Here is a 21,750-nt window from a genome sequence, read left to right on the forward strand (position 1 = left end):
TGCGATTCTTGTATCTTGAATAAGGGGACAGAGCTGCACGGATGGTGCATGGAAAACCTGCTGCCCCACTACGAATACGAGATTGGCCTGCTGCTACGCGGCTTGACGGAGTTTGCCCGGCGCTATCCGAAAATCGGCGCGCGGCTCGGGATTGCGAATGGTCAAGGCGATCTGCACGTCGACCGGATGATCCAGACCTTTGCGTTGCTGGCCGCGCGCATTGACGCGAAGCTCGAGGACCACTACCCCGAATTCACCGAATCGTTGCTCGACGTGCTGCACCCGCAGTACCTGCGCACTGTGCCCGCCTGCGCGATCGCGCAATTCGATCCGACTACCCTGTTCGGCCAATTGACGGCACCGTTCACGATGTCGCGCGGCACATCGCTCGACGCCAATGCCGCACCGTGCCGGTTTCGGACCGTCTACGACATCACGCTATCGCCGCTGCGCATTCATTTGGCGCGCTATGCACCCGCCACGCTGGCTCCCGCAGCCGTCCGGCTGCCGACCGACGTCACCGGCATCCTGTCGATCGCGTTCGCCAGCGCAACGGCATCGGAAACCTTCGATGCCGCGATCCCGTCCGGCCCGGTCCGCGTTCACTTGTCCGGCGACCGGCCGCGCGTCGCCGCGCTCACCGACGCTTTGCTGTTGCGCGCATGCGCCGCATTCGTCGAGGTCGACCAAAGCGGCCAATGGACCGCGTTGTCCAACGTACCGATCAAGGCTGCGGGCTTTGACGAGAACGAGCGCCTACTGCCGGATGAACCGACCGCCGCTTCGGCTGCATTCCAGTACCTGATCGAGTATTTCGCGTTTCCGGAGAAATTCGATTTCGTCGACATCGATCTGGGACGGATTCGACGTACAGCGCGAGCGCCGCATGCACGGCTTCTGACGCTGCACATCGCCATCCGCGGCACGCCCGCGGAATCGATCGCCGCCCAGGCACTGGACGGCCTGGACGTCGCGGCCTTCAAACTGTTCTGTACGCCAGTCATCAATCTGTTCAAGCGGTCTGCCGCGCCGATCCAGTTGACGGGCACCGACGCGGCCTACCCCGTGACGCCCGTCCCGCTGCAAACCGGCTCCCCGCTCGACGTGTATTCGATCGATGCCGTCTATCTGGGAGATCGAACGCAATCCGACCAAGAAAAAACGGCACCAACGGCCGGCCACACCCCGCGAACCACCGTGTTGCCCTATCGAGCATTCAGTCACGGTCGTCCGCCCGATCCGGCGATCGCGTACTGGACAGCCTTTCGAGATTCCTGCACGGCGGGCGGCACATCGCGTCCGCCACTCCTGCTGTCGCTGGTCGGCCTGGCGGGAGAAGCCGCACACCCGAAGCGCCCGCAAGTCGATGTCGATGTCACTGCAACCAACGGTGACTTACCCTCCCGGTTGCCCATCGGCGCGCCGGACAGCGATCTGCTGCATGAAGGCGCAGCATTGGCCTGTCCCATCCGGTTGCTCACACGACCGACCTTGCCGAGCGCGCTGCCACGCGGGCACGACGCCTTGTGGCGCGTCCTGTCGGGGATGTCGCTGCACCCGTTCGATCTGACTCAAGCGGGCTTGAAGGCGTTCAAGGACTTTCTCAGGCTGCATGCGCCTCGCGCGAACGTACTCGCCCAACGCTGTATCGACGCGATCACCGACCTGGACAATCAACCTGCGATCAAGTGGATGTCGCTCGACAGCCCGTTTCCGTCGTTCGTGCGCGGCGTGGAAATCTTCGTGTCTCTCGACGAGGGCGTGCTGCGCGACGTTACGCTGGGCCTGTTCGCACAGGTGCTCGATCGATTCTTCGCGCCTTACGCGCCGACGAACAGCTACGTGCAAGTAATCGTCCGCTCGTCGCAGACCGGTCGCGAACTGCGACGTTGCCCGCCACAGCCGGGAACGCGCCCGCTGATCTAGTCAATGCAGATAGCCGACCAAAATGCCGGCGCCCCAACCCGCGATCAGCCCAACGGTGGTTCCATACATGACCAAAACCGCAGGAGCCTGAGCGATGGCCTCCTCTGCGAGCCACGCCATCGCGGGGGTCGATAAACCAAGTGCGAGTTTGGCAGGGTTGATACCGAGAATCATCGCCGAGCCCGCTTTGCCATACCCCAAACCGCCCCCGGCATCGATATAGACCGTGGCTCCATGGAAGTCCGACTTTGAAAGTTCGGCGCCACGAAACGCCGATGTCATAAAGACGAATCCGCCACTATCGAAGGACTCAAGGGAACCTGCGCCGCCCATTTCACGACCGGCAATCTTCGGCATCTTGATGTCGGGCAACGCGAACTTCGGAACTTTGATTTTCGACAGGCGAATGCCACCTCCGATTCCCACTCCGATACCACCATAGTAGAAATCAACCCGATGGCCACCGGGATCTTTCAAAGCAATATCACCGCCCGAGGCGATGACGAATTCGATACTCACACCGCCCGTGGAGCCAGTCTGATAGTTCCATTTGCTGCTTCTCAGAATTGACATTGTCGAATCCCCATAAGCTCTGTCATTTTCGGGACGGCAGGTTTGTTAGTGCAGCCACGATGCCGACAACGCCTATAAACAGCATCGTCAAGGTCACGTCCCACACTGCACCGAATCGATCGATAGTCGGTTTAATAGAGGGTGCGTCCGGTCGATAAAGGACCGTCACCTTGTCCCCCACCTTCATACCGGAGATGATGCCCCCCTGCGGGTATGAAATCCGTTCTCCGGCTTTGGTCACAAACTCGATCTGGGGATGGCTGCCGCCGGCATTGAGCGCAACCACTTCGCCAGGAACGGCGATCGCTGTCCGTAGAAATTCCCGAGTCGACAGCCCGGTGAAACCCGCCACAACGAGAAAAACGATCCCGAACACAAAGCCCGCGATGACCTTGTACATGAGCCCTCACTATTTTCTTTCTTAGGCGGGGTGCCACCGGATTACAGTTGAGCACCTCGCAACAAACTGAATTCTAAGGGAAAAGTTTCAGAGAATCGAACTAACCCACCACCTGGGCTACGAGAAAGGCGAAGCCAAGCCGGCGGGCAGCACGAACCACCGCAACGGCACGAGCCGCAAACGCATCACGACCGACGACGACACGTTCGATGTCGAGATCCCACGCGATCGCGATCTCAACGCTCAGGCCACCACCATTTGCTCAGTCGCAGAAGCGACATGCGCTCGCCCCAGTGTCTCGATTATTGTCGCGACGGCAAGTTCAACAGCCCGCACACGATGAAACCCATTCCCAGCGCAGCGAAAATGACCGTATTGCCCCAGATCGCGTCGAAGCGATCGATGGTCGCTGTCGGGAGCGGGTTTTCGGGCAAATAGCGTACCTCGGCTCGGTCGCCCACTTTCATCCTGGACGTAATCCCGCCTTGCGGATACGAGAAGTGTTCGCCCGCCTTGGTCACGAACTCGATTTCCGGATGGTATCCGCCGAACTTCAGCTTGGTTACCTGGCCGGGAACCACGATCGACTCGCGCAAGAATGCCCGCGTCGACTGCGCGGTGAAAGCCGTGGCGATAAGAAATCCGACACCCGTCACGATAGCGGCGACAGCCTTGAACATGCATGCCCTCGCATTCTTCTTTTTCGCGCGACGCTCCGTCAGATGGCGGACGTTTGCCGTGCAACGACCTGAATTCAAAGACAAAATCCGCTCAGGCTCGATTCACACCGAGGTACCTCGTCGCACCACAAATTCGCCCGCCTCGGCCGCTGCCGGGTGTCATGCATTTCCGCCAGTTGGCGCATGGCGGCGATGTCTTTGGCACACCCCGCGCCAATTCAATGTTTTCGTTTTTATGGACGTCGATCCACCTGCATCGACCTTCAGTCTTCAGGACTCGACGTCCTCGAGACTGAAAATCTCGGTCTGGTCGTTATACGAGAAGATCTCGCCGTAACGGCCCCAGTCGATCACCGCGTCGAGCGTCTCCTCCGCGGCGCCGTCGGACAGGAAGTCCTCCAGTTCCTGCTCGAAGCGCACGCGCGGCGCGCGATGGCCCGGCCGCTCGTTGAGCACCTTCTTGATCCGCGCGGCGAGCGGCACGTGCTTCAGCAGATGATCCGCGAACATCAGCTTGCGCTCCTGCGTGCCGAACTCGGCGAACACGCGCCCCGGCGGCGTCAGGAACACGTCCCCTTCCCGCACGTCCGCAAAGCCGAGGTATTGGAGCACTTCGGCGATCGGGAACAGGTCGTCGACCTCCAGATGCAGCGTGCGCGCGATTTCCGGCATGTCCGCGCGGCCGTGGTACGGCGGCGCGGCGAGCGTCTCGATCAGACCCGCCATCAGGTTGGTCGACACCTGCGGCAGCCAGCTGCCGAGCTCGAGCCCCTTCTTCGTCGCCTCGCCGATCTGGCGAGCCGTCATCTTCGCGTAGATGTCGTCGACCAGCCGGCGGAACGCCGGGTCGAGACGGTTGCGCGGGTGCTTGAACGGCACCTTGATCTCGGCGATCACGCGGCCCGGGTTCGACGACAGCACGAGGATCCGGTCGCACATGAACACCGCTTCCTCGATGTTGTGCGTGACGATCAGCACCGACTTGATCGGCATGCGGCCCTGCGTCCACAGATCGAGCAGGTCGGTACGCAGCGTCTCGGCGGTCAGCACGTCGAGCGCCGAGAACGGCTCGTCCATCAGCAGGATCGTCGGGTCGACGACGAGCGCGCGCGCGAAGCCGACGCGCTGGCGCATGCCGCCCGACAGCTCGCGCGGATACGCGTTCTCGAAGCCGTCGAGACCGATCAGGTCGATCGCCGCGAGCGCGCGTTCGCGCCGCTCGCGCGCGCCGACGCCGAGCGCCTCGAGGCCCGCTTCCACGTTCTGCAGCACGGTGAGCCACGGGAACAGCGCGAAGGTCTGGAACACCATCGCGACGCCTTCGGCCGGGCCGCGCAGCGGCTTGCCGAGGTAGCTGACCTCGCCGCCCGTCGGCTCGATCAGGCCGGCGATGATGCGCAAGAGCGTCGACTTGCCCGAGCCGGAGCGGCCGAGCAGCCCGACGATCTCGCCCTCGCGCAGCGACAGGTTCGCGCCGTCGAGCACGAGCAGCTCGCCCTGGGTCTTGTTGAAGCCGCGGCTGACGTCGGCGACGCGCAGGATCTCGTCACCGAGCTTCGGCGGCGCCGGCTGCGTCTGAACGGGGGCGTTTACAGCATTCGGATTGTGCATCGCGTTTCGCTCTCAATCAGTTTCAGTCAAGTCGCAGCTTCGATTCGGCATAGGCATACAGCGGACGCCACAGCAGGCGGTTGAACAGGGTCACGAACAGGGACATCACCGTGATGCCCAGGATGATCTTCGGGAAATCGCCGGCGGCCGTCGTCTGGGCGATATACGCGCCGAGGCCGTGCGCCTCGATCTTGGTATTGCCCCACTGCACCGCTTCCGACACGATGCTCGCGTTCCATGCACCGCCCGACGCGGTGATCGCGCCCGTCACGTAATACGGGAAGATGCCCGGCAGGATCGCCTGGCGCCACCACTGCCAGCCGCGGATGCGGAAGTTCGTCGCCGCCTCGCGGTAGTCGTTCGGATAGGACGTCGCGCCGGCAATCACGTTGAACAGGATATACCACTGGGTGCCGAGCACGATCAGCGGCGACAGCCAGATGTCGGGGTTCAGGTGGAAATGCGCGATCACGATCACGAACGCCGGGAACAGCAGGTTCGCGGGGAACGCGGCCAGGAACTGCGCGAGCGGCTGCATCTTTTCGGCGAGCGCCGGGCGCAGCCCGATCCACACGCCGATCGGCACCCAGATCACCGACGCGATCGCGATCAGCACGATCACGCGCAGCAGCGTGATGAGCCCCAGCGTGAAGACGTGGCCGACTTCGGCCATCGTCACGCCGGTCGCCACGAAACTGACGACGCGCCAGACGACGTAGGCCGTGCCGGCCAGCACGAGGATCGCCCACGCGATGTCGGCGGCGAACGACGCCTTCTTCTCGACGCGCGGCAGCGTGAAGCGCACCGCGCCCGACAGCGGCAGGCGCAACGGGAACCGCGCGGCCTTCGCGAACAACCAGCCGGCCGGCACCAGCAGCTGGTGGATCAGGCGCGTGCGGCGCACGAGGTCGAGCAGCCACGACTCGGGCGCGTTGCCGGAGCTCGTGGTTTCCATCCGGAACTTGTCGGCCCACGCGACGAGCGGGCGGAACAAGAGCTGGTCGTACGCGAGGATCACGACGGTCATCGCGAGGATCACCCAGCCGATCGCGCCGAGGTTCTTGTCGCCGATCGCCTGCGCGAGATACGCGCCAATGCCCGGCAGCGTGATCGTGTGGTTGCCGACCGTGATCGCCTCCGACGCGACGACGAAGAACCAGCCGCCCGACATCGACATCATCATGTTCCAGATCAGGCCCGGCATCGAGAACGGCACCTCGAGCTTCCAGAAGCGCTGCCACGACGTCAGGTGGAAGCCGCGCGACACTTCGTCGAGATCGCGCGGCACCGTGCGCAGCGACTGGTAGAAGCTGAACGTCATGTTCCACGCCTGGCTCGTGAAGATCGCGAAGATCGCGGCCAGCTCGGCGCCGAGCACGCGGCTCGGGAACAGCGCGAGGAAGAACGTCACCGTAAACGAGATATAGCCGAGCACCGGCACCGACTGCAGGATGTCGAGGATCGGCACGAGCACCATGCCGGCGCGGCGGCTCTTCGCGGCGAGCGTGCCGTACACGAGCGTGAACGCGAGCGACGCGACCATCGCCGCGAGCATCCGCAGCGTCGTGCGCAGCGCGTATTCGGGCAGGTTCGACGGATCCAGCGAGATCTTCTGCGTATTGAGGGTCGTGATCGGCGCCATCGTTTCATGGAACCCGACGACCGCCATCGCGATCAGGCAGATGATCAGCGGAAAGGCAATGAAATCCCAGCGGTTCGGCAGGACGCGCCATGCCGATGCATTGGCGATCCGGTTCGGATCGAATCCGAGATCCATCAGGCGCTCTCCCCGGTAAGGCCGATCGAATCGAAGGATGTGACCGGCAGACGATGTTGATTCATGGCAAAGCGCGCGGGCGCGGTAATTCGTATTGACTCACGATGTAAGGCAGACGCAATGCGCCGCATCCGTGCCGACGGCATCACCGCGCAGGTCCCGGCCGAGTCGGTCCGCAAACGGCACGACACTACTACAACCTGTATTTCAGGCACAACCTTCCGGATCGAGACGGTGGAATCCGCCGCAGCGCGGGCGAATCGGGCCCGGAACGGGCCGGCGGCTGACGGATCGGCGCGGGACGCAGCGGCGCGCAACGCGCCGGCCGGCATGCAGGCCCCAATTATGCCGTGATCCGGCCCGCCCGTGAACCCGCCCGCCGCGCGCGGCGGGCAAAACCGTGTGCCCCGTCAGGAGCGGGACACGGCGAAGCAGGTATGATCGGGGCTGGCCCCCCACGGGGATCGATCGACGAGCGGGAGGAAAGGAATGGCAGGAAACTTGGTGATCGTCTGCCGCGATCAGGATGCCGATGCGTTCTACGAGCTGATGCAGGAGTACGGTTCGTTCCAGACGCGGCTGTCGTCGACGGCCTGGTACCTGAACATGAACATCGTGCCGGAATCGCTGCAGGAAGAGATTCTCGAGCGCCTCGGCCGGTACACGACCGTGTACATCTTCGAGGCCACCAGCGTGACCTACAACACGATCGACAGCAACGCCGCCGAGACGCTCGGCTCGCTGTTCGGCGAATGACGCGCCGCGCGGCGCCCGGCCAGGCCGGCGCCGCGCGCGGCGCTCACGCGGCCTGCGCGTGCGGTTCGGGCTTCGGCACCGCGTCGAACGGGAACTGCATCGCGACGCGCAGGCCCCCTTCCGGCCGGTTGCCGATCTCGCACGTCCCGCCCAGCCGCAGCACCAGCCGCTCGACGATCGCGAGCCCGAGGCCGCTGTGCCCGTTGCCGCCGCGCGCGGGGTCGAGCCGGACGAACGGCCGCGTCGCGGCCGCGAGATCGCGCGGCGCGATGCCGCCGCCGTGGTCACTTACCGCCAGCAGGTAGCCGGTCGCGGTGCGTTCGGTTTCGACGACCACCGGCGGCGCGCCGTACGCATGCGCGTTGTCGAGCAGGTTTGACAGGATCCGGTCGAGCGTCGCGGTCGGCAGGCGGAAGCCCGGATCGGCGGCGAGCCGGGTCTGGACCGTCGGCGCGTTGGGCGCGACCGCGCGATAGGTGCGCGCGATCCGCTCGCAGGCCTGGTCGACCGCCACCGGCTCGCTGCGGTCATGGCCGCCGTGCGCGAACACGAGGAACTGGTCGACGATGTGCGACATCGAGTCCACGTCGCGCACGACGCCGTCGCGCAGGCGCGCGTCGTCCATCATCTCGGCGCGCAGGCGCATCCGCGCGAGCGGCGTGCGCAGGTCGTGCGCGACGCCGGCCAGCATCACCGCGCGGTCGTTCTCCGCGCGCGACACCTGTTCCACCATCTGGTTGAAGCCGTGCGTGAGCTGGCGCAGCTCGCGCGGGCCGCGCTCGCGCAGCGGCGGCACCGGCTGGCCGCGGCCGAAGCGGGCGACCGCGCGCGCGAGCGAGCGCAGCGGCTGCTGCAGCTGCCAGGCCGCGAACAGCGCGGCGACCACGCCCGCGGAGAAGATCGTCCCGAGCCAGATCAGCATCCGGTCCAGCGAGCGCGGCGGCCGCAGCGGCTGCACCGGCACGACGATCCAGTTGCGGTCGGCCGGCTCCTTGACCCACAGCACGGGCGGATGGCCGGGCGTGCCGATCTCGACGCGCGTGCCGGCCGGCATGCGGTCGCTCACATCGTCGCGGAAACGCTTGAGCGCCGGCGGCAGGCCCGCGTGCCCCTGCGGCACGTCGGGGCTGTCGGGCGGGACGAGCCGCACGCGCGACGGCAGCGGCTGGTCCGGCGTGCGGGCGACGTGCTGGCGCACCGCATCGACGAGGAACGACACTTCCTCGACCGCATAGCGCGTCTGCATCTGGTTGCGCTCGAGCCGCATCGCGAAATACCACGCGAAGTGCGACAGCAGCAGCACGCCGATGACGAGCAGCGCCAGCCGGCCGAACAGCGAATCAATGGGTTTGCGCATGGGCCTCGCCGTCGGGCACGAACACGTAGCCGCGCCCCCGCACCGTCTGGATGAAGCGCGGCGACGACGGATCCGACTCGAGAATGCGGCGCAGGCGCCACACCTGGACGTCGATGCCGCGGTCGGTGCCGTCGTATTCCGGGCCGTGCAGCAGCTCGAGCAGCCGTTCGCGCGTGAGCGTGCGCAGCGCGTGGTTGACGAAGATCTTCAGCAGCGCGAATTCGCTGCTCGACAGCGTGGCCGGCTTGCCGTCGACCGACAGCGTGCGGGCCTGGAAATCGAGCAGGAAGCGGCCGAACGCGTAAGGCTCGCGCTGTTCGGGCGCCGCGGCCGACGGCGTCGCGCGGCGCCGCCGCAGCACCGCCTGCACGCGCGCGAGCAGCTCGCGCGGGTTGAACGGCTTGCCAAGGTAGTCATCCGCGCCGAGCTCGAGCCCGACGATGCGGTCGACGTCGTCGGCGCGCGCGGTCAGCATGATCACGGGGATGTCGTCGCCCGCCGCGCGCAACTGCCGCAGCGCGGTGAGGCCGTCAACGCCCGGCATCATCAGGTCCAGCACGATCAGGTCGGGGCGCTCGCGCTCGAGGCGCTTCTCGAGCGTCGCCGCGTCGTGCAGCACGGACACTTCCATGCCCTGGCGTACGAGGTAGTCGCGCAACAGGTCGCGCAGTTCTTGGTCGTCGTCGACGATGAGGATCTGGGTAGTCATGGCTCGAAGTTTACCGCGCGAGGGCGGCCGCAAAGAACGATACAAAGGGACGAAAGGGTTACTGCGGATTACCGCGCAAGCGAACTGTAATGCGCGGTAACCCGGCCGCCGGCCGCCGTAACACCCGCCGCCGGACGCGCCGCTAACCTGCTTCTTACCGGATGTGGCCCCGCGGTCTCGCCCGCCGCCGCGTCGCCGGACCTTTCGAACAGGAGTTTCTGAAATGTATAAGAAGACGTCCCGGGTGGCCATTGCGGCCGCCACCATGCTCGCTCTCGCTTTCGGCGCCGCGCATGCCGCGCCCCCGGCCGACGCGCCGCCGCCGGGCGGCCCGGGCATGCACCAGATGCACGGCCACGACGGCGGCCCGTTCGGCGCGATCCTGCGCCTGCACGACCAGCTGAAGCTCACGGCCGCGCAGGAGCAGCAGTGGCAGACCGCGGTCGGCACGATGAAGCAGAACCGCGACGCGATGCGCAAGAGCCACGAGCAGATGCGCGAGCAGTTCAAGGCGCAGCAGAACCAGCCGATCCTCGACCTGAACGCGATGCATGCCGCACGCCAGCAGGCCGAGCAGCAGAACGCGCAGCTGCGGGAGCAGACGTCGGCCGCGTGGCTCGCGTTCTACAACGGCCTGAACGACCAGCAGAAGACGACGGTCAGCACTGCGATCAAGCAGCAGTACGCGCGGATGGAGCAGCGCCACGAGAAGATGAAGGAGCGCTGGGAACAGCACCGCCAGGCGGGCAAGGCCGCTTCGGCGCCGGCGCAGTAAGCCGGCCTGAGCCGGCCGCGCCGCCCTCCCCGGCGCGGCGGCACGACGGAGATGGACGCGGGCGCCCGGCCCGCGTTCCGCATCGCGTCCACGTCCTGCCCGTTCAGGCGAGATCGAACAGCAGCACCTCGGCGTCCCGGCCGCTCGCCAGCGCGACCGACGCCACCCCGCCGATCCCCGCGCCGTCGCCGCTCTCCAGCGGCTCGCCGTTGACCTCCAGCGCGCCGCGCGCGACGTGCACGTATACCCGTCGCCCCGCCGGCACGTCGAACACCGCCGCTTCGCCGCCATCGAACAGCCCCGCATGGATCCGCGCGTCCGCGCGCATCGACACCGAGCCGTCCCGCCCGTCCGGCGACGCGATGAGCCGCAGCCGGCCGCGCTTCTCGTCCTCGCCGAAGCGCCGCTCCTCGTAGCCCGGCCGGCCGCCCCGCTCGGTCGGCAGCAGCCAGATCTGCAGCAGATGCAGCGGCCGGTCGCGCGACGCGTTGGTTACGCTGTGCACGACCCCGGTGCCGGCGCTCATCCGCTGCACGTCCCCGGGCCGGATGATCGACCCGTTGCCCATGCTGTCGCGGTGCGCGAGCGCGCCTTCCAGCACGTAGGTGACGATCTCCTGGTCGCGGTGCGGATGCATGCCGAAGCCGCGCGTCGGCGCGATCCGGTCGTCGTTCAGCACGCGCAGCGCGCCGAATGGCGGATGCGCGCCGTCGCAAACGTCGGCGATCGGGAAGCTTTGACGGGACTCGAGCCAACCGTGGTTGGCATAGCCTCGGTCGGCGGCGCGGCGGATCTGGAACATGGGCGGTCCGTGGGGCGGTGTGTCGAAATGCCGCCAATGTAGGGGCTCGCCGAGCCCGCAACAATCCACGGGCGCGCACCGGATCGTTGCATCCACGAACCCAATTCGTGCAATATTCGTTGCGCCTGCAGCGGATGCCGCAACAGCGGCGCCGATCCGGGCCGCCGGCGTCGCTCACCGCCAACGGATCCCGCTGGAAGCATGCTTGTGCGCTGCCCGGGTAGCGCGTTCGGGTAAAATACCGCGCTTTTGGTGCCCGCCTGTCCGGCGGTTGCCGCCGCCAGGCCGCCGAACACGAATTTTGGCTATCTAGAATACAGCGCGGCGCACGGCCCGACAGGCCCAGCGCGCCGCCACGGAATCTCAGTATTAAAAAGGATGGAAATGAAGAAGGCCGCCCTGTGCGCCGCCCTCGCCCTTGTGGCGGGCAGCGCCTTCGCGAAGGAGTGGAAGACCGTGCGGATCGGCGTCGACGCCAGCTACCCGCCGTTCGAGTCGACCGCGCCGAGCGGCGAGATCGTCGGTTTCGACGTCGATCTCACCAAGGAAATCTGCAAGCGGATCAACGTCAAATGCGTGTGGGTGGCGCAGGATCTCGACGGGATCATCCCGGCGCTGAAGGCGAAGAAATACGACGTGATCGTGTCGTCGCTGACGGTGACGGACAAGCGCCGCGAACAGATCGACTTCTCCGACAAGGTGTACGACGCGCCGGCGCGGATGATCGCGAAGACCGGCTCGCCGCTGCTGCCGACGGTCGCGTCGCTGAAGGGCAAGCGCGTCGGCGTCGAGCAGGGTTCGACCCAGGAGACCTACGCGAAGGCGTACTGGGAGCCGCAGGGCGTGACCGTCATTCCGTACCAGAACCAGGACCAGGTCTACGCCGACCTCGGCTCGGGCCGCCTCGACGCGACGCTGCAGGACGAACTGCAGGCCGACTACGGCTTCCTGCGCACGCCGCGCGGCAAGGGCTTCGCGTTCGCGGGGCCGGAAGTGAAGGATCCGAAGACGATCGGCGACGGCACCGCGATCGGCCTGCGCAAGGAGGACACCGACCTGAAGCTGAAGATCAACCAGGCGCTGGCCGACATGCACAAGGACGGCACGTACGACCGCCTGTCGCACAAGTATTTCGCGTTCAGCGTCTACTCGGCCCGCTGAGCGCCGGGTACGGATGCGGGGCGCGCCCCGCGTTCGCGCAGTACAGGCAGTCAAACCACGCGCCGCCCGCCCCTCGCCCGCCGCCCACCGCGGCAGGCAGGTCCGGCGCCCTCGCCGGGCGGACGGTCATGATACGCACGGGGCGTTCCGCGCAACATGCGGAGCGCGTCTTTCGCGGCGCACCCGGTACGCCGTCAAGGACCACATATGTTTCTTCAAGGTTACGGCCCGCTGATCTTCGCAGGCACCTGGCAAACCGTCAAACTGGCGGTGCTCTCGCTCGCGCTGTCGTTCCTGCTGGGGCTCCTCGGCGCGGCCGCGAAGCTGTCCCGCAACCGCATCACGAACGGCGTCGGCACCGTCTACACGACGCTGATCCGCGGCGTGCCCGACCTCGTGCTGATGCTGCTGCTGTTCTACAGCCTGCAGATCTGGCTGAACCAGCTGACCGACCTCGCGGGCTGGGACCAGATCGACATCGATCCGTTCCTCGCCGGCGTGCTCGTGCTCGGCTTCATCTACGGCGCGTATTTCACCGAGACGTTCCGCGGCGCGTTCCTGTCGGTGCCGCGCGGCCAGCTCGAGGCCGGCAGCGCGTACGGGATGACGAGCTGGCAGGTGTTCTCGCGCATCATGTTCCCGCAGATGATGCGCTTCGCGCTGCCGGGCATCGGCAACAACTGGCAGGTGCTCGTGAAATCGACCGCGCTCGTGTCGATCATCGGCCTCGCCGACGTCGTCAAGGCGTCGCAGGACGCCGGCAAGGGCACGCTGCGGTTCTTCTTCTTCACGCTGATCGCGGGAGCGATCTACCTGGCCATCACGACGATCTCGAACTTCGTGCTGATGTGGCTTGAAAAGCGCTATTCGACCGGCGTCCGCAAGGCAGACCTATGATCGACCTCATCCAAGAATACTGGCGCAACTATCTCTACACCGACGGCTACCGCCTCACCGGCGTCGCGATCACGCTGTGGCTGCTCGTCGTGTCGATCGGGCTCGGCTTCTGCCTGTCGGTGCCGCTCGCGGTCGCGCGCGTGTCGAAGAAGAAGTGGCTGTCGGGCGCGGTGTGGCTCTACACGTACGTGTTCCGCGGCACGCCGCTCTACGTGCAGCTGCTGCTTTGCTACACGGGCCTCTACAGCCTGCAGGTCGTGCGCGGCACGCCGATGCTCGACGCGTTCTTCCGCGAAGGGATGAACTGCACGCTGCTCGCGTTCACGCTGAACACCTGCGCTTACACGACCGAGATCTTCGCGGGCGCGATCAAGGCGACCTCCTACGGCGAGATCGAGGCCGCGCGCGCGTACGGGATGTCGACCTTCACGATGTACCGCCGCGTGATCCTGCCGTCGGCGCTGCGCCGCGCGCTGCCGCTGTACAGCAACGAGGTGATCCTGATGCTGCACGCGACGACGGTCGCGTTCACGGCGACGGTGCCGGACATCCTGAAGATCGCCCGCGACGTCAACTCGGCGACCTACATGTCGTTCCACGCGTTCGGCATCGCCGCACTGCTCTATCTCGCGATCTCGTTCACGCTCGTCTGGCTGTTCCGCCAGGCCGAGCGCCGCTGGCTCGCGTATCTGCGCCCGCAGGGCAAGTAAGTTTCCGCAGGATTATTGATGAATTCCCAGACTCAAAAGCTTTTCGTCGACGACCTCCACAAGCGGTACGGCAGCAACGAAGTGCTCAAGGGCGTGTCGCTGAAGGCGAACGCGGGCGACGTGATCAGCGTGATCGGCTCGTCCGGCTCCGGCAAGAGCACGATGCTCCGCTGCATCAACTTCCTCGAGCAGCCGAACGCGGGCCGCATCTTCGTCGACGGCGAGGAAGTGCGCACCGCGCTCGACAAGACGGGCGCGCTGCGCGCCGCCGAGCCGAAGCAGCTGCAACGCGTGCGCACCAAGCTCGCGATGGTGTTCCAGCACTTCAACCTGTGGTCGCACATGAACGTGCTGGAGAACGTGATCGAAGCGCCGGTCAACGTGCTGAAGCTCGGCAAGCGCGAAGCCGAGGAGCGCGCGCGAGAGTATCTGGAGAAGGTCGGGCTGGCGCCGCGGGTCGAGAAGCAGTATCCGTCGCACCTGTCGGGCGGCCAGCAGCAGCGCGTCGCGATCGCGCGCGCGCTGGCGATGCATCCGGACGTGATGCTGTTCGACGAGCCGACCTCCGCGCTGGACCCTGAACTCGTCGGCGAAGTGCTGAAGGTGATGCAGAAGCTGGCCGAGGAAGGCCGGACGATGGTCGTCGTCACGCACGAGATGGGCTTCGCGCGCAACGTGTCGAACCACGTGATGTTCCTGCACCAGGGGCGCGTCGAGGAAGAAGGCGTGCCCGCCGAGGTCTTCGCGAACCCGAAGAGCGAGCGCCTGCGCCAGTTCCTGTCGGGCAGCCTCAAGTAAGCCCGAATCAGCCCAAATAAGCTTGAGTGCCCCCGACGCCGGGCGCCCCGCGGTTCGCCGCGCGGCGCCCGGCTGCGTTTACGCGCGGCCGGACGGCGCGGCGTCCACTGGCGCCGCATCGGCGAATGCGCGCAGCGCATCGCCCGCGAGCCGGTAGCGCACCCATTCGCTCTGCGGCTCCGCGCCGACGCTCTCGTAGAAGCGGATCGCCGGTTCGTTCCAGTCGAGCACGCTCCACTCGAAGCGCCCGCAGCCGGCATCGACCGCGAGCCGCGCGAGCGCCTTCAGGAGCCGCAGGCCGGCCCCCGCGCCGCGAAAGCGCGGCGACACGTACAGGTCCTCGAGATACAGCCCCTGCCGGCCGAGCCACGTCGAATACGAAAGGAAGTACACGGCGAAGCCCGCCGGCTCGCCGTCGACCTCGCAGATCAGCGCGCGCGCGGGCGACGCGTCGCCGAACAGGCTGCGCTCGAGCGACGCGACGGTCGCGACCACCTGGTCCTCGGCTTTCTCGTAGATCGCCAGCTCGGTGATGAAGCGCAGGATCAGCGGCGCGTCGGCGACGGTGGCGGAACGGATGTCGATGTGCACGGAAATGGCCCTCCCCGGCCGAATGATGCAGGCTGCGACGCCGCGCACTCGCGCTGGCGCCGATGAAGACGTCATGCTACGTTCGCCGTGCCACTGCAGGAAGTGCAGTTTCTTCATCCTGAACTGAACATGATGCATCCCGATCTGCGCCGCCTCGACCTGAACCTGCTGCTCGTGTTCGACGCGCTGTACCGCCACCGGTCGGTCGCCGCGGCAGCGAACGAGCTGGCGACGAGCCCGTCCGCGCTGAGCCACGCGCTCGCGCGGCTGCGCACGGCGATCGGTGACGCGCTGTTCGTGCGGCTCGGCAACGAGATGCAGCCGACCGTGCGCGCCGACGACATCGCGACCTGGGCCGGCGACGCGCTGGACGCGATGTCGAAGGGGCTCGCGCGCGCGCGCCGCTTCGACCCGGCGGAAAGCGAACGCACCTTCGTGTTCGCCGCGACCGACTACACCGCGTTTGCGGTGCTGCCCGCGCTGATCGCGCGAATCCAGCATGTCGCGCCGCAGTTGCGGTTGCGCGTCGTCCACTCCGACCGCAAGATCTCGACCGACGAACTCGCGGCCGGCCGCATCGACTTCGCGCTCGGCTATCACGAGGACACCGCGGCCGACACGCCGGGCATCGAGGAATTCGACTGGTTCTCCGACGACTACGTCGTGATCGCGAGTGCCAGCCATCCGCAAATCCGCCGGCATCTCACGCTCGAGCAGTACCTCGCGGCGCGGCATGTCGTGGTCACGCCGTGGAACGAGACGCGCGGCGTCGTCGACTACGTGCTCGACCGGCTCGGCCTCGCGCGGCAGGTCGCGGTGCAGTTGCCGAGCGTGCTCGCCGCGCCGTTCATCATCGCCGAATCGGGACTCCTGATGACCGTGCCGAACCGCGCCGCGCAGGCGCTGCGGCACGCGGCGCCGATCCGGATCTTTCCGGCGCCGTTCGAGATTCCGCGCTACACGCTGAAGGTCTACTCGCACGCGAAGCATGCGCGCACCGACGCGCACCGCTGGATTCGCGCCCGATTGCTGGAGGCGCGGCCGGATTCCGCGGGCGTCGCGGACGTCGGGTAAGCGCGCCGATCATTACGTAATGCCTTCACATTCGGCGCATCGGGCGCTTACGTCTCCGTTTCTCCTGCGTCAATAGTGGCAATCCTTGACGCAACTTCCCGCAAACCGTGTCTCCCTTGCCGCACAAGACGTTGCCGGCGATCCGCCGGCCCGCGCCACGGTGTCGCGCGCCGTGTTGCATGGCAATTTCGACACACGTGTTAGTCAAACAACGATTTCCGTCGCCACAAAAGTGTATTTTTGCTAAATTAGTAACCAAAGTAGCAAAACGAAGTTCATGAAATGTAGTTTAGTTTCATGACAACAAGGAGACCCCGCCAGGCCGACCCGGCCACGCGGGCCCGCTCAACGGCCACCCCGTCTGTTCGCCCGCGTGCTGCGCCCGACCGGCCTCGCACGAGGTCTCCGTAGTTACCCGCTTTTGCCCGGCGCTCGCGGCGTCGGGCATCTCGTGCAGTTCTGGGTTGACTTTTTGACAGGGTATGGAGGAGATGATGAAGAAAGCTTTGGTCGCCGCAGCGCTGATGGCTGCTGGAGTCGCAGCTCACGCGCAAAGCAGCGTCACGCTGTACGGCCGTCTGGACGCCGGTATCGAATACTTGAACGGGATGCAGAACGGCTCCCGCTGGCGCGCGGAAAGCGGCGACTGGGGCACGAGCCTGTGGGGCCTGAAGGGTTCCGAGGACATCGGCGCCGGCAACAAGGTGGTCTTCCAGCTGGAAGGCAGCTTCGACACGATGAGCGGCGCGGGCCCGGGCGGCGGCGGCCTCTGGAATCGCTGGGCGACGGTCGGTATTGCGAACAATACGTACGGTACGCTGCTGCTCGGCCGCGAACTCGCGATCGCGAACGGCGTGTGGGACTTCGACCCGTTCGGTCAGTCGGCGTGGTCGACGGCGTCGCTGGTGCGCGGCCGTAACTGGAACAAGACCAGCAACAACATTTCGTATCAGTCGCCGAAGTACTACGGTTTCGATTTCTACGGCCAGTTCTCGTTCTCGAACTCGACGAGCTTCAACGGCAACACGACGGCCGGCCAGCCGGGCCGTGCGGCCGGTGCGCAGATCACCTACACGACGTCGCTGTTCCAGCTGCGCGGCATCTACGACGAAACGCGCGACAGCAACGGCAGGTTCTCCGACGTGTACAACTTCTCGCGCGAATACTTCGCGGGCGCGAACGTGTTCCTCGGGCCGTTCAAGCTGCAGGCGGCCTACCAGGCGTCGCGCGCCGACAGCGCCGGCACGCCGACCGGCAATGTCGGCGTAACGGCCACCGATCAGGTCTGGGGCGGCGTGACGTGGCAAGCCACGCCGGCTGCCGCACTGATCGCGGCCGTGTATCACGTGAACACGAACCACGGCGGCGGCAACGCGAACATCTACACGCTGGGCGGCACGTACAACCTGTCGAAGCGCACGCTGCTCGACTTCCAGGTCGCGACGGCCCGCAACAGCAAGACTGCGAACTTCGGCCTGAACGCCAACGACGCAGGCACCGACGTGAAGACCGGCAACCCGAAACTGGGCGGCAGCCAGACCGGCTTCTACGCCGGCATCCAGCACCTGTTCTGATCAGGGCACGATTCAAGGAATCGATTCGAAGACGTTTTCCACGCTGCTGCGAGAGGCGCGTATCGGTGCGGTACCCGACAGGGTATCGCACCGTTTTTTATTGGCGCGGGCGCCTCGCGCCTGCGGCGTCAGACGGCCGCTTCGTTCTCCTCGCCGGTGCGGATGCGGATCACGCGCTCGACGTCCGACACGAAGATCTTGCCGTCGCCGATCTTGCCGGTGCGCGCGGCGCCGATCACCGCGTCGATCACCTGGTCGACCTGCCCTTCCGCGACAACCACCTCGATCTTCATCTTCGGCAGGAAGTCGACCACGTACTCGGCGCCGCGGTACAGCTCGGTGTGCCCCTTCTGGCGGCCGAAGCCCTTCACCTCGGTCACGGTCAGGCCCGTCAGGCCGACTTCGGCGAGCGCCTCGCGGACTTCGTCCAGCTTGAACGGCTTGATGATGGCGGTGATGCGTTTCATGATGGTTGTCCCTCAATGCTCGTTTGGATGAAAAGACGTGAGCCCGATTCTACGCCGCGCGCGGCTCAATCAAGGCGCTCGGCAAAGCGCGACGTGATCGGGTAGCGCCAGTCGCGGCCGAACGCGCGATGCGTGACGCGGATGCCGATCGGCGCCTGGCGCCGCTTGTATTCGTTGATCTTGATGAGCCGCGTGACGCGCTGCACGTCCGCCTCGGCATAGCCCGCCGCGACGATCTCGGCGAGCGGGCGGTCTTCCTCCATGTACATCCGCATGATCGCGTCGAGCACGTCGTACGGCGGCAGGCTGTCCTGGTCGGTCTGGTTCTCGCGCAGCTCCGCGGACGGCGCGCGCGTCAGGATCCGCTCCGGAATGATGTCGCGCGTCGCGTATTCGGCCGCCGCGTTGCGGTAATGGCAGAGCCGGTAGACGAGCGTCTTCGCGATGTCCTTGATCACCGCGAAGCCGCCCGCCATGTCGCCGTACAGCGTGCAGTAGCCGACCGCCATCTCGCTCTTGTTGCCGGTCGTCAGCACGATCGAGCCGAACTTGTTCGACAGCGCCATCAGCAGCGTGCCGCGGATGCGCGCCTGGATGTTCTCCTCGGTCGCGTCTTCCGCGCGGCCCGCGAATTCTCCCGCGAGCGACGCGCGGAACGCATCGAACATCGGCGCGATCGCGATCTCGTCGTAGCGCACGCCGACGCGCCGCGCCATGTCGGCCGCGTCGGTCGTCGAGATGTCGGCGGTATAGCGCGACGGCATCATCACCGCGCGCACGCGCTCGGGCCCGAGCGCGTCGCATGCGATCGCGAGCACCAGCGCGGAATCGACGCCGCCCGACAGGCCGATGATCGCGCCCGGGAAGCCGTTCTTGCCGATGTAGTCGCGCACGCCCAGCACGAGCGCGCGGTACACCTGCGCCTCCAGCGACAGTTCCGGCGCGATCGCGCCGGGCAGCGGCCGCGCGCCGTCGAATTCGACGATCGCATGCCCTTCGTCGAACTGCGGCATCTTCGCGACCAGCTCGCCCGCCGCGTCGAGCACGAACGAGCCGCCGTCGAACACGAGCTCGTCCTGCGCGCCGACGAGGTTCACGTACACCATCGGCAGCCCGGTCTCGCGGATCCGCGCGCGCAGGATGTCCATGCGCACCGCTTCCTTGTTCATGTGGAACGGGGAGCCGTTCGGGATCAGCAGCACCTGCGCGCCGGCCGCCTTCGCGATCTGGGCGGCCGACGCGTGCCACGCGTCCTCGCAGATGATCACGCCGTACTTGACGCCGTTCAGGTCGAACACGAGCGGCTCGGCGTCGGTCGCGAAGTAGCGCTTCTCGTCGAACACCTCGGCGTTCGGCAGGTCCTGCTTGCGGTAGGTGCCGACGATCTCGCCGCCGACGATCAGCGACACCGCGTTGTAGGTATCCGACGGCGGCACGCCGCGCTCGATCGGGCGGTTTGCATTACCATCGACGCCTGGCACCCGCAGCGGATGCCCGACCAGCACCGCGAGCCCGTCGAACGCCTTCAGCTCGGCCGCGAGCGTGTCGAGCGCCGCCGCCGACGCCGCGTAGAACGCGGGCCGCAGCAGCAGGTCCTCCGGCGGATAGCCGGACAGCGCGAGTTCGGGCGCGATCATCAGCTGCGCACCATCGTTGTGCGCGGCGCGCGCGGCCGCGACGATCCGCGCGACGTTGCCGGCGAAATCGCCGACGGTGACGTTGATTTGAGCGAGAGCGATACGGGTCTTCATGACGGGATCGGCGCTGCCCGGCGGCGCGCCATGAACGGCTGACGAAATCGTCCCGGGGGCGTGCCGCGGCAGGCGGCGCGCGTCCGGCGACATCCAACGGTACGCATTCAAACGGTTGACACGGTTGAAACACGAACGCATCGATTATCGCACGGGCATCCTGTCGTCCCCGGCCGAAGTGCCGGCCGCCGAATGGAACGCGCTGCTCGCCCGCGACGCGCGCCCGACGCCGTTCCTGCGCCACGAATTCCTCGACGCGCTGCACGTCGCGCGCTGCGCGGTGGACGCGACCGGCTGGTCGCCGCGCTTCGTCACGCTGACCGACGAGCGCACCGGCCGGCTCGCGGCCGCCGCGCCCGTCTACCTGAAGGCCCATTCGTACGGCGAATACGTGTTCGACTGGGCGTGGGCGGACGCATATCAGCGCAATGGCGTGCCGTATTACCCGAAGCTGCTGTGCGCGGTGCCGTTCACGCCCGTGCAGGGCACGCGCGTGCTCGCGGCCGACGACGACGCGCGCCGCCGCCTCGCGGCCACGCTGCTCGCGCTCGCCGAGCAGAGCGACGTGTCGTCGCTGCACGTGCTGTTCCCGACCGAAGCCGAAGCGCAGCTGTTCGACTCGATGGGGATGATGCTGCGCCAGGGCGTGCAGTTCCACTGGATCAACGACGGCTATCGTCACTTCGACGACTTCCTCGGCACGCTCGAGCAGAAGAAGCGCAAGAACATCCGCGCCGAGCGGCGCAAGGTGCACGACGCGGGCGTGACGTTCCGGCGCCTGACGGGCGACGCGATCCGCGACGCCGACTGGCGCTTCTTCTCGCGCTGCTACCGGCAGACCTATCGCGACCACTATTCGAGCCCGTACCTGAACCTCGAGTTCTTCCGCACGATCGGCGCGACGATGCCGGACAACCTGCTGCTCGTGATCGCCGAAGCCGACGGCAAGCCGATCGCGAGCGCGCTCGCCGTCTACCAGCGCGACGCCGGCGGCGGCGGCACGCTGTACGGCCGCTACTGGGGCGCGGTCGAGCACGTGCCTTGCCTGCATTTCGAGACTGCGTACTACCAGCTGCTCGAGTTCTGCATCGAGGCCGGGCTCGATACGTTCGAAGGCGGCGCGCAAGGCGAGCACAAGCTCGCGCGCGGCTTCCTGCCGACCGTCACGCATTCCGCGCACTGGCTCGCGCATCCGGCGTTCTCGGACGCGGTGTCGCGCTTCCTCGAACGCGAGACGAACCACATCCACGCGTACGTCGACGAATTGCACGACCACAACCCGTTCAAGCGCGGCGCGGACTAGCGCGCGGCGCGCGCCTTTTCTGAGACACTGGCGGCTTCGCCGAATTTCGCCACATTCC

General features: G+C 66.5%; 21 protein-coding genes and 1 pseudogene. 11 read left to right on the forward strand and 11 right to left on the reverse strand.

What is annotated here, in order from left to right; genetic code table 11:
* The first annotated feature begins 48 nt into the window (after nucleotides 1-48).
* The gene (gene tssF, locus ACFIMZ_RS14755) at nucleotides 49-1,926 is read left to right on the forward strand and encodes a type VI secretion system baseplate subunit TssF (protein ID WP_431820155.1); all 1,878 of its coding nucleotides are present in this window, start codon (nucleotides 49-51) and stop codon (nucleotides 1,924-1,926) included.
* Here the strand turns inward: tssF and ACFIMZ_RS14760 are convergent, their stop codons facing one another.
* Entirely contained in the window at nucleotides 1,927-2,499 is a 573-nt protein-coding gene (locus ACFIMZ_RS14760) for a hypothetical protein (RefSeq protein WP_431820156.1), read from the reverse strand.
* Between the two features lie 22 nt (nucleotides 2,500-2,521).
* Nucleotides 2,522-2,899 (reverse strand): DUF3592 domain-containing protein, encoded by a 378-nt coding sequence (locus ACFIMZ_RS14765; protein WP_431820157.1) that lies wholly within the window; start codon nucleotides 2,897-2,899, stop codon nucleotides 2,522-2,524.
* 97 nt (nucleotides 2,900-2,996) lie between these two features.
* Here ACFIMZ_RS14765 and ACFIMZ_RS14770 point away from each other — a divergent pair.
* Nucleotides 2,997-3,142 (forward strand): annotated as a pseudogene (locus tag ACFIMZ_RS14770) (transposase); the annotation flags it as partial.
* Nucleotides 3,143-3,201: 59 nt separating this feature from the next.
* On the opposite strand, the gene ACFIMZ_RS14775 reads toward ACFIMZ_RS14770, so the two are convergent.
* From ACFIMZ_RS14775 to ACFIMZ_RS14785, 3 genes are all read right to left on the reverse strand, one after another.
* Nucleotides 3,202-3,579, reverse strand: coding sequence for a DUF3592 domain-containing protein (locus ACFIMZ_RS14775; RefSeq protein ID WP_431820158.1), 378 nt, complete (start codon nucleotides 3,577-3,579; stop codon nucleotides 3,202-3,204).
* 270 nt (nucleotides 3,580-3,849) lie between these two features.
* Nucleotides 3,850-5,190, reverse strand: coding sequence for an ABC transporter ATP-binding protein (locus ACFIMZ_RS14780; RefSeq protein WP_010091057.1), 1,341 nt, complete (start codon nucleotides 5,188-5,190; stop codon nucleotides 3,850-3,852).
* Nucleotides 5,191-5,212: 22 nt separating this feature from the next.
* On the reverse strand, nucleotides 5,213-6,967 hold the full coding sequence (locus ACFIMZ_RS14785) for an ABC transporter permease (RefSeq protein WP_431820159.1): 1,755 nt from the start codon (nucleotides 6,965-6,967) through the stop codon (nucleotides 5,213-5,215).
* A 489-nt stretch (nucleotides 6,968-7,456) separates the two neighbouring features.
* Here ACFIMZ_RS14785 and ACFIMZ_RS14790 point away from each other — a divergent pair, with 489 nt between their 5' ends.
* Nucleotides 7,457-7,723, forward strand: a complete 267-nt coding sequence (locus ACFIMZ_RS14790) for a hypothetical protein (RefSeq protein WP_431820160.1) — start codon at nucleotides 7,457-7,459, stop codon at nucleotides 7,721-7,723.
* A gap of 43 nt (nucleotides 7,724-7,766) precedes the next feature.
* Here ACFIMZ_RS14790 and ACFIMZ_RS14795 read toward each other — a convergent pair whose 3' ends face one another.
* Nucleotides 7,767-9,080, reverse strand: a complete 1,314-nt coding sequence (locus ACFIMZ_RS14795; protein WP_431820161.1) for an ATP-binding protein — start codon at nucleotides 9,078-9,080, stop codon at nucleotides 7,767-7,769.
* Complete coding sequence (locus tag ACFIMZ_RS14800) at nucleotides 9,064-9,789, reverse strand: response regulator (RefSeq protein WP_431820162.1); 726 nt, start codon at nucleotides 9,787-9,789, stop codon at nucleotides 9,064-9,066. The genes ACFIMZ_RS14795 and ACFIMZ_RS14800 overlap by 17 nt, the downstream gene beginning before the upstream one ends.
* 223 nt (nucleotides 9,790-10,012) lie before the next feature.
* Here ACFIMZ_RS14800 and ACFIMZ_RS14805 point away from each other — a divergent pair, with 223 nt between their 5' ends.
* Nucleotides 10,013-10,564 carry a periplasmic heavy metal sensor gene (locus tag ACFIMZ_RS14805; RefSeq protein WP_431820163.1) on the forward strand — a complete coding sequence of 184 codons (552 nt, stop codon included), beginning with the start codon at nucleotides 10,013-10,015 and terminating at the stop codon, nucleotides 10,562-10,564.
* A gap of 103 nt (nucleotides 10,565-10,667) precedes the next feature.
* Here ACFIMZ_RS14805 and ACFIMZ_RS14810 read toward each other — a convergent pair whose 3' ends face one another.
* A complete protein-coding gene (locus ACFIMZ_RS14810) occupies nucleotides 10,668-11,366 on the reverse strand; it encodes a pirin family protein (protein ID WP_431820164.1) in 699 nt (232 codons plus the stop codon).
* A 384-nt stretch (nucleotides 11,367-11,750) separates the two neighbouring features.
* On the opposite strand from ACFIMZ_RS14810, the gene ACFIMZ_RS14815 reads away from it, so the two are divergent.
* From ACFIMZ_RS14815 to ACFIMZ_RS14830, 4 genes are all read left to right on the forward strand, one after another.
* The gene (locus ACFIMZ_RS14815) at nucleotides 11,751-12,527 is read left to right on the forward strand and encodes an ABC transporter substrate-binding protein (RefSeq protein ID WP_029226388.1); all 777 of its coding nucleotides are present in this window, start codon (nucleotides 11,751-11,753) and stop codon (nucleotides 12,525-12,527) included.
* A gap of 207 nt (nucleotides 12,528-12,734) precedes the next feature.
* Nucleotides 12,735-13,424 (forward strand): ABC transporter permease, encoded by a 690-nt coding sequence (locus ACFIMZ_RS14820; RefSeq protein WP_431820165.1) that lies wholly within the window; start codon nucleotides 12,735-12,737, stop codon nucleotides 13,422-13,424.
* Nucleotides 13,421-14,134 carry an ABC transporter permease gene (locus ACFIMZ_RS14825; protein ID WP_431820166.1) on the forward strand — a complete coding sequence of 238 codons (714 nt, stop codon included), beginning with the start codon at nucleotides 13,421-13,423 and terminating at the stop codon, nucleotides 14,132-14,134. The genes ACFIMZ_RS14820 and ACFIMZ_RS14825 overlap by 4 nt, the downstream gene beginning before the upstream one ends.
* An 18-nt stretch (nucleotides 14,135-14,152) precedes the next feature.
* On the forward strand, nucleotides 14,153-14,932 hold the full coding sequence (locus ACFIMZ_RS14830) for an ABC transporter ATP-binding protein (RefSeq protein WP_060182791.1): 780 nt from the start codon (nucleotides 14,153-14,155) through the stop codon (nucleotides 14,930-14,932).
* 78 nt (nucleotides 14,933-15,010) lie between these two features.
* Here ACFIMZ_RS14830 and ACFIMZ_RS14835 read toward each other — a convergent pair whose 3' ends face one another.
* Entirely contained in the window at nucleotides 15,011-15,523 is a 513-nt protein-coding gene (locus tag ACFIMZ_RS14835; RefSeq protein ID WP_431820167.1) for an N-acetyltransferase family protein, read from the reverse strand.
* Nucleotides 15,524-15,652: 129 nt separating this feature from the next.
* Here ACFIMZ_RS14835 and ACFIMZ_RS14840 point away from each other — a divergent pair, with 129 nt between their 5' ends.
* Nucleotides 15,653-16,597 carry a LysR family transcriptional regulator gene (locus ACFIMZ_RS14840; protein ID WP_431820168.1) on the forward strand — a complete coding sequence of 315 codons (945 nt, stop codon included), beginning with the start codon at nucleotides 15,653-15,655 and terminating at the stop codon, nucleotides 16,595-16,597.
* 491 nt (nucleotides 16,598-17,088) lie between these two features.
* A complete protein-coding gene (locus ACFIMZ_RS14845; protein WP_431820169.1) occupies nucleotides 17,089-18,171 on the forward strand; it encodes a porin in 1,083 nt (360 codons plus the stop codon).
* Nucleotides 18,172-18,299: 128 nt separating this feature from the next.
* Here the strand turns inward: ACFIMZ_RS14845 and ACFIMZ_RS14850 are convergent, their stop codons facing one another.
* Together ACFIMZ_RS14850 and ACFIMZ_RS14855 are read right to left on the reverse strand one after the other, a co-directional pair.
* Nucleotides 18,300-18,638, reverse strand: coding sequence for a P-II family nitrogen regulator (locus tag ACFIMZ_RS14850; RefSeq protein WP_017333848.1), 339 nt, complete (start codon nucleotides 18,636-18,638; stop codon nucleotides 18,300-18,302).
* Between the two features lie 65 nt (nucleotides 18,639-18,703).
* A complete protein-coding gene (locus tag ACFIMZ_RS14855; protein WP_431820170.1) occupies nucleotides 18,704-20,389 on the reverse strand; it encodes an NAD+ synthase in 1,686 nt (561 codons plus the stop codon).
* Between the two features lie 124 nt (nucleotides 20,390-20,513).
* Here ACFIMZ_RS14855 and ACFIMZ_RS14860 point away from each other — a divergent pair, with 124 nt between their 5' ends.
* On the forward strand, nucleotides 20,514-21,692 hold the full coding sequence (locus ACFIMZ_RS14860; RefSeq protein WP_431820171.1) for a GNAT family N-acetyltransferase: 1,179 nt from the start codon (nucleotides 20,514-20,516) through the stop codon (nucleotides 21,690-21,692).
* Nucleotides 21,693-21,750 lie beyond the last annotated feature (58 nt).

It is taken from the genome of Burkholderia sp. F1, from assembly GCF_050813845.1.
GTDB classification, from domain to species: Bacteria; Pseudomonadota; Gammaproteobacteria; order Burkholderiales; family Burkholderiaceae; genus Burkholderia; species Burkholderia ubonensis.

Bases quoted from the DNA above. Each gene is read 5' to 3' on its own strand.
- ACFIMZ_RS14765 (WP_431820157.1), bottom strand. From the start codon at position 2,899: ATGTACAAGGTCATCGCGGGCTTTGTGTTCGGGATCGTTTTTCTCGTT.
- ACFIMZ_RS14805 (WP_431820163.1), top strand. From the start codon at position 10,013: ATGTATAAGAAGACGTCCCGGGTGGCCATTGCGGCCGCCACCATGCTC.
- ACFIMZ_RS14780 (WP_010091057.1), bottom strand. From the start codon at position 5,190: ATGCACAATCCGAATGCTGTAAACGCCCCCGTTCAGACGCAGCCGGCG.
- ACFIMZ_RS14800 (WP_431820162.1), bottom strand. From the start codon at position 9,789: ATGACTACCCAGATCCTCATCGTCGACGACGACCAAGAACTGCGCGAC.
- ACFIMZ_RS14825 (WP_431820166.1), top strand. From the start codon at position 13,421: ATGATCGACCTCATCCAAGAATACTGGCGCAACTATCTCTACACCGAC.
- ACFIMZ_RS14820 (WP_431820165.1), top strand. From the start codon at position 12,735: ATGTTTCTTCAAGGTTACGGCCCGCTGATCTTCGCAGGCACCTGGCAA.
- ACFIMZ_RS14810 (WP_431820164.1), bottom strand. From the start codon at position 11,366: ATGTTCCAGATCCGCCGCGCCGCCGACCGAGGCTATGCCAACCACGGT.
- ACFIMZ_RS14760 (WP_431820156.1), bottom strand. From the start codon at position 2,499: ATGTCAATTCTGAGAAGCAGCAAATGGAACTATCAGACTGGCTCCACG.
- tssF (WP_431820155.1), top strand. From the start codon at position 49: ATGGAAAACCTGCTGCCCCACTACGAATACGAGATTGGCCTGCTGCTA.
- ACFIMZ_RS14850 (WP_017333848.1), bottom strand. From the start codon at position 18,638: ATGAAACGCATCACCGCCATCATCAAGCCGTTCAAGCTGGACGAAGTC.
- ACFIMZ_RS14790 (WP_431820160.1), top strand. From the start codon at position 7,457: ATGGCAGGAAACTTGGTGATCGTCTGCCGCGATCAGGATGCCGATGCG.
- ACFIMZ_RS14855 (WP_431820170.1), bottom strand. From the start codon at position 20,389: ATGAAGACCCGTATCGCTCTCGCTCAAATCAACGTCACCGTCGGCGAT.
- ACFIMZ_RS14795 (WP_431820161.1), bottom strand. From the start codon at position 9,080: ATGCGCAAACCCATTGATTCGCTGTTCGGCCGGCTGGCGCTGCTCGTC.
- ACFIMZ_RS14775 (WP_431820158.1), bottom strand. From the start codon at position 3,579: ATGTTCAAGGCTGTCGCCGCTATCGTGACGGGTGTCGGATTTCTTATC.
- ACFIMZ_RS14845 (WP_431820169.1), top strand. From the start codon at position 17,089: ATGATGAAGAAAGCTTTGGTCGCCGCAGCGCTGATGGCTGCTGGAGTC.
- ACFIMZ_RS14840 (WP_431820168.1), top strand. From the start codon at position 15,653: ATGATGCATCCCGATCTGCGCCGCCTCGACCTGAACCTGCTGCTCGTG.
- ACFIMZ_RS14785 (WP_431820159.1), bottom strand. From the start codon at position 6,967: ATGGATCTCGGATTCGATCCGAACCGGATCGCCAATGCATCGGCATGG.
- ACFIMZ_RS14830 (WP_060182791.1), top strand. From the start codon at position 14,153: ATGAATTCCCAGACTCAAAAGCTTTTCGTCGACGACCTCCACAAGCGG.
- ACFIMZ_RS14815 (WP_029226388.1), top strand. From the start codon at position 11,751: ATGAAGAAGGCCGCCCTGTGCGCCGCCCTCGCCCTTGTGGCGGGCAGC.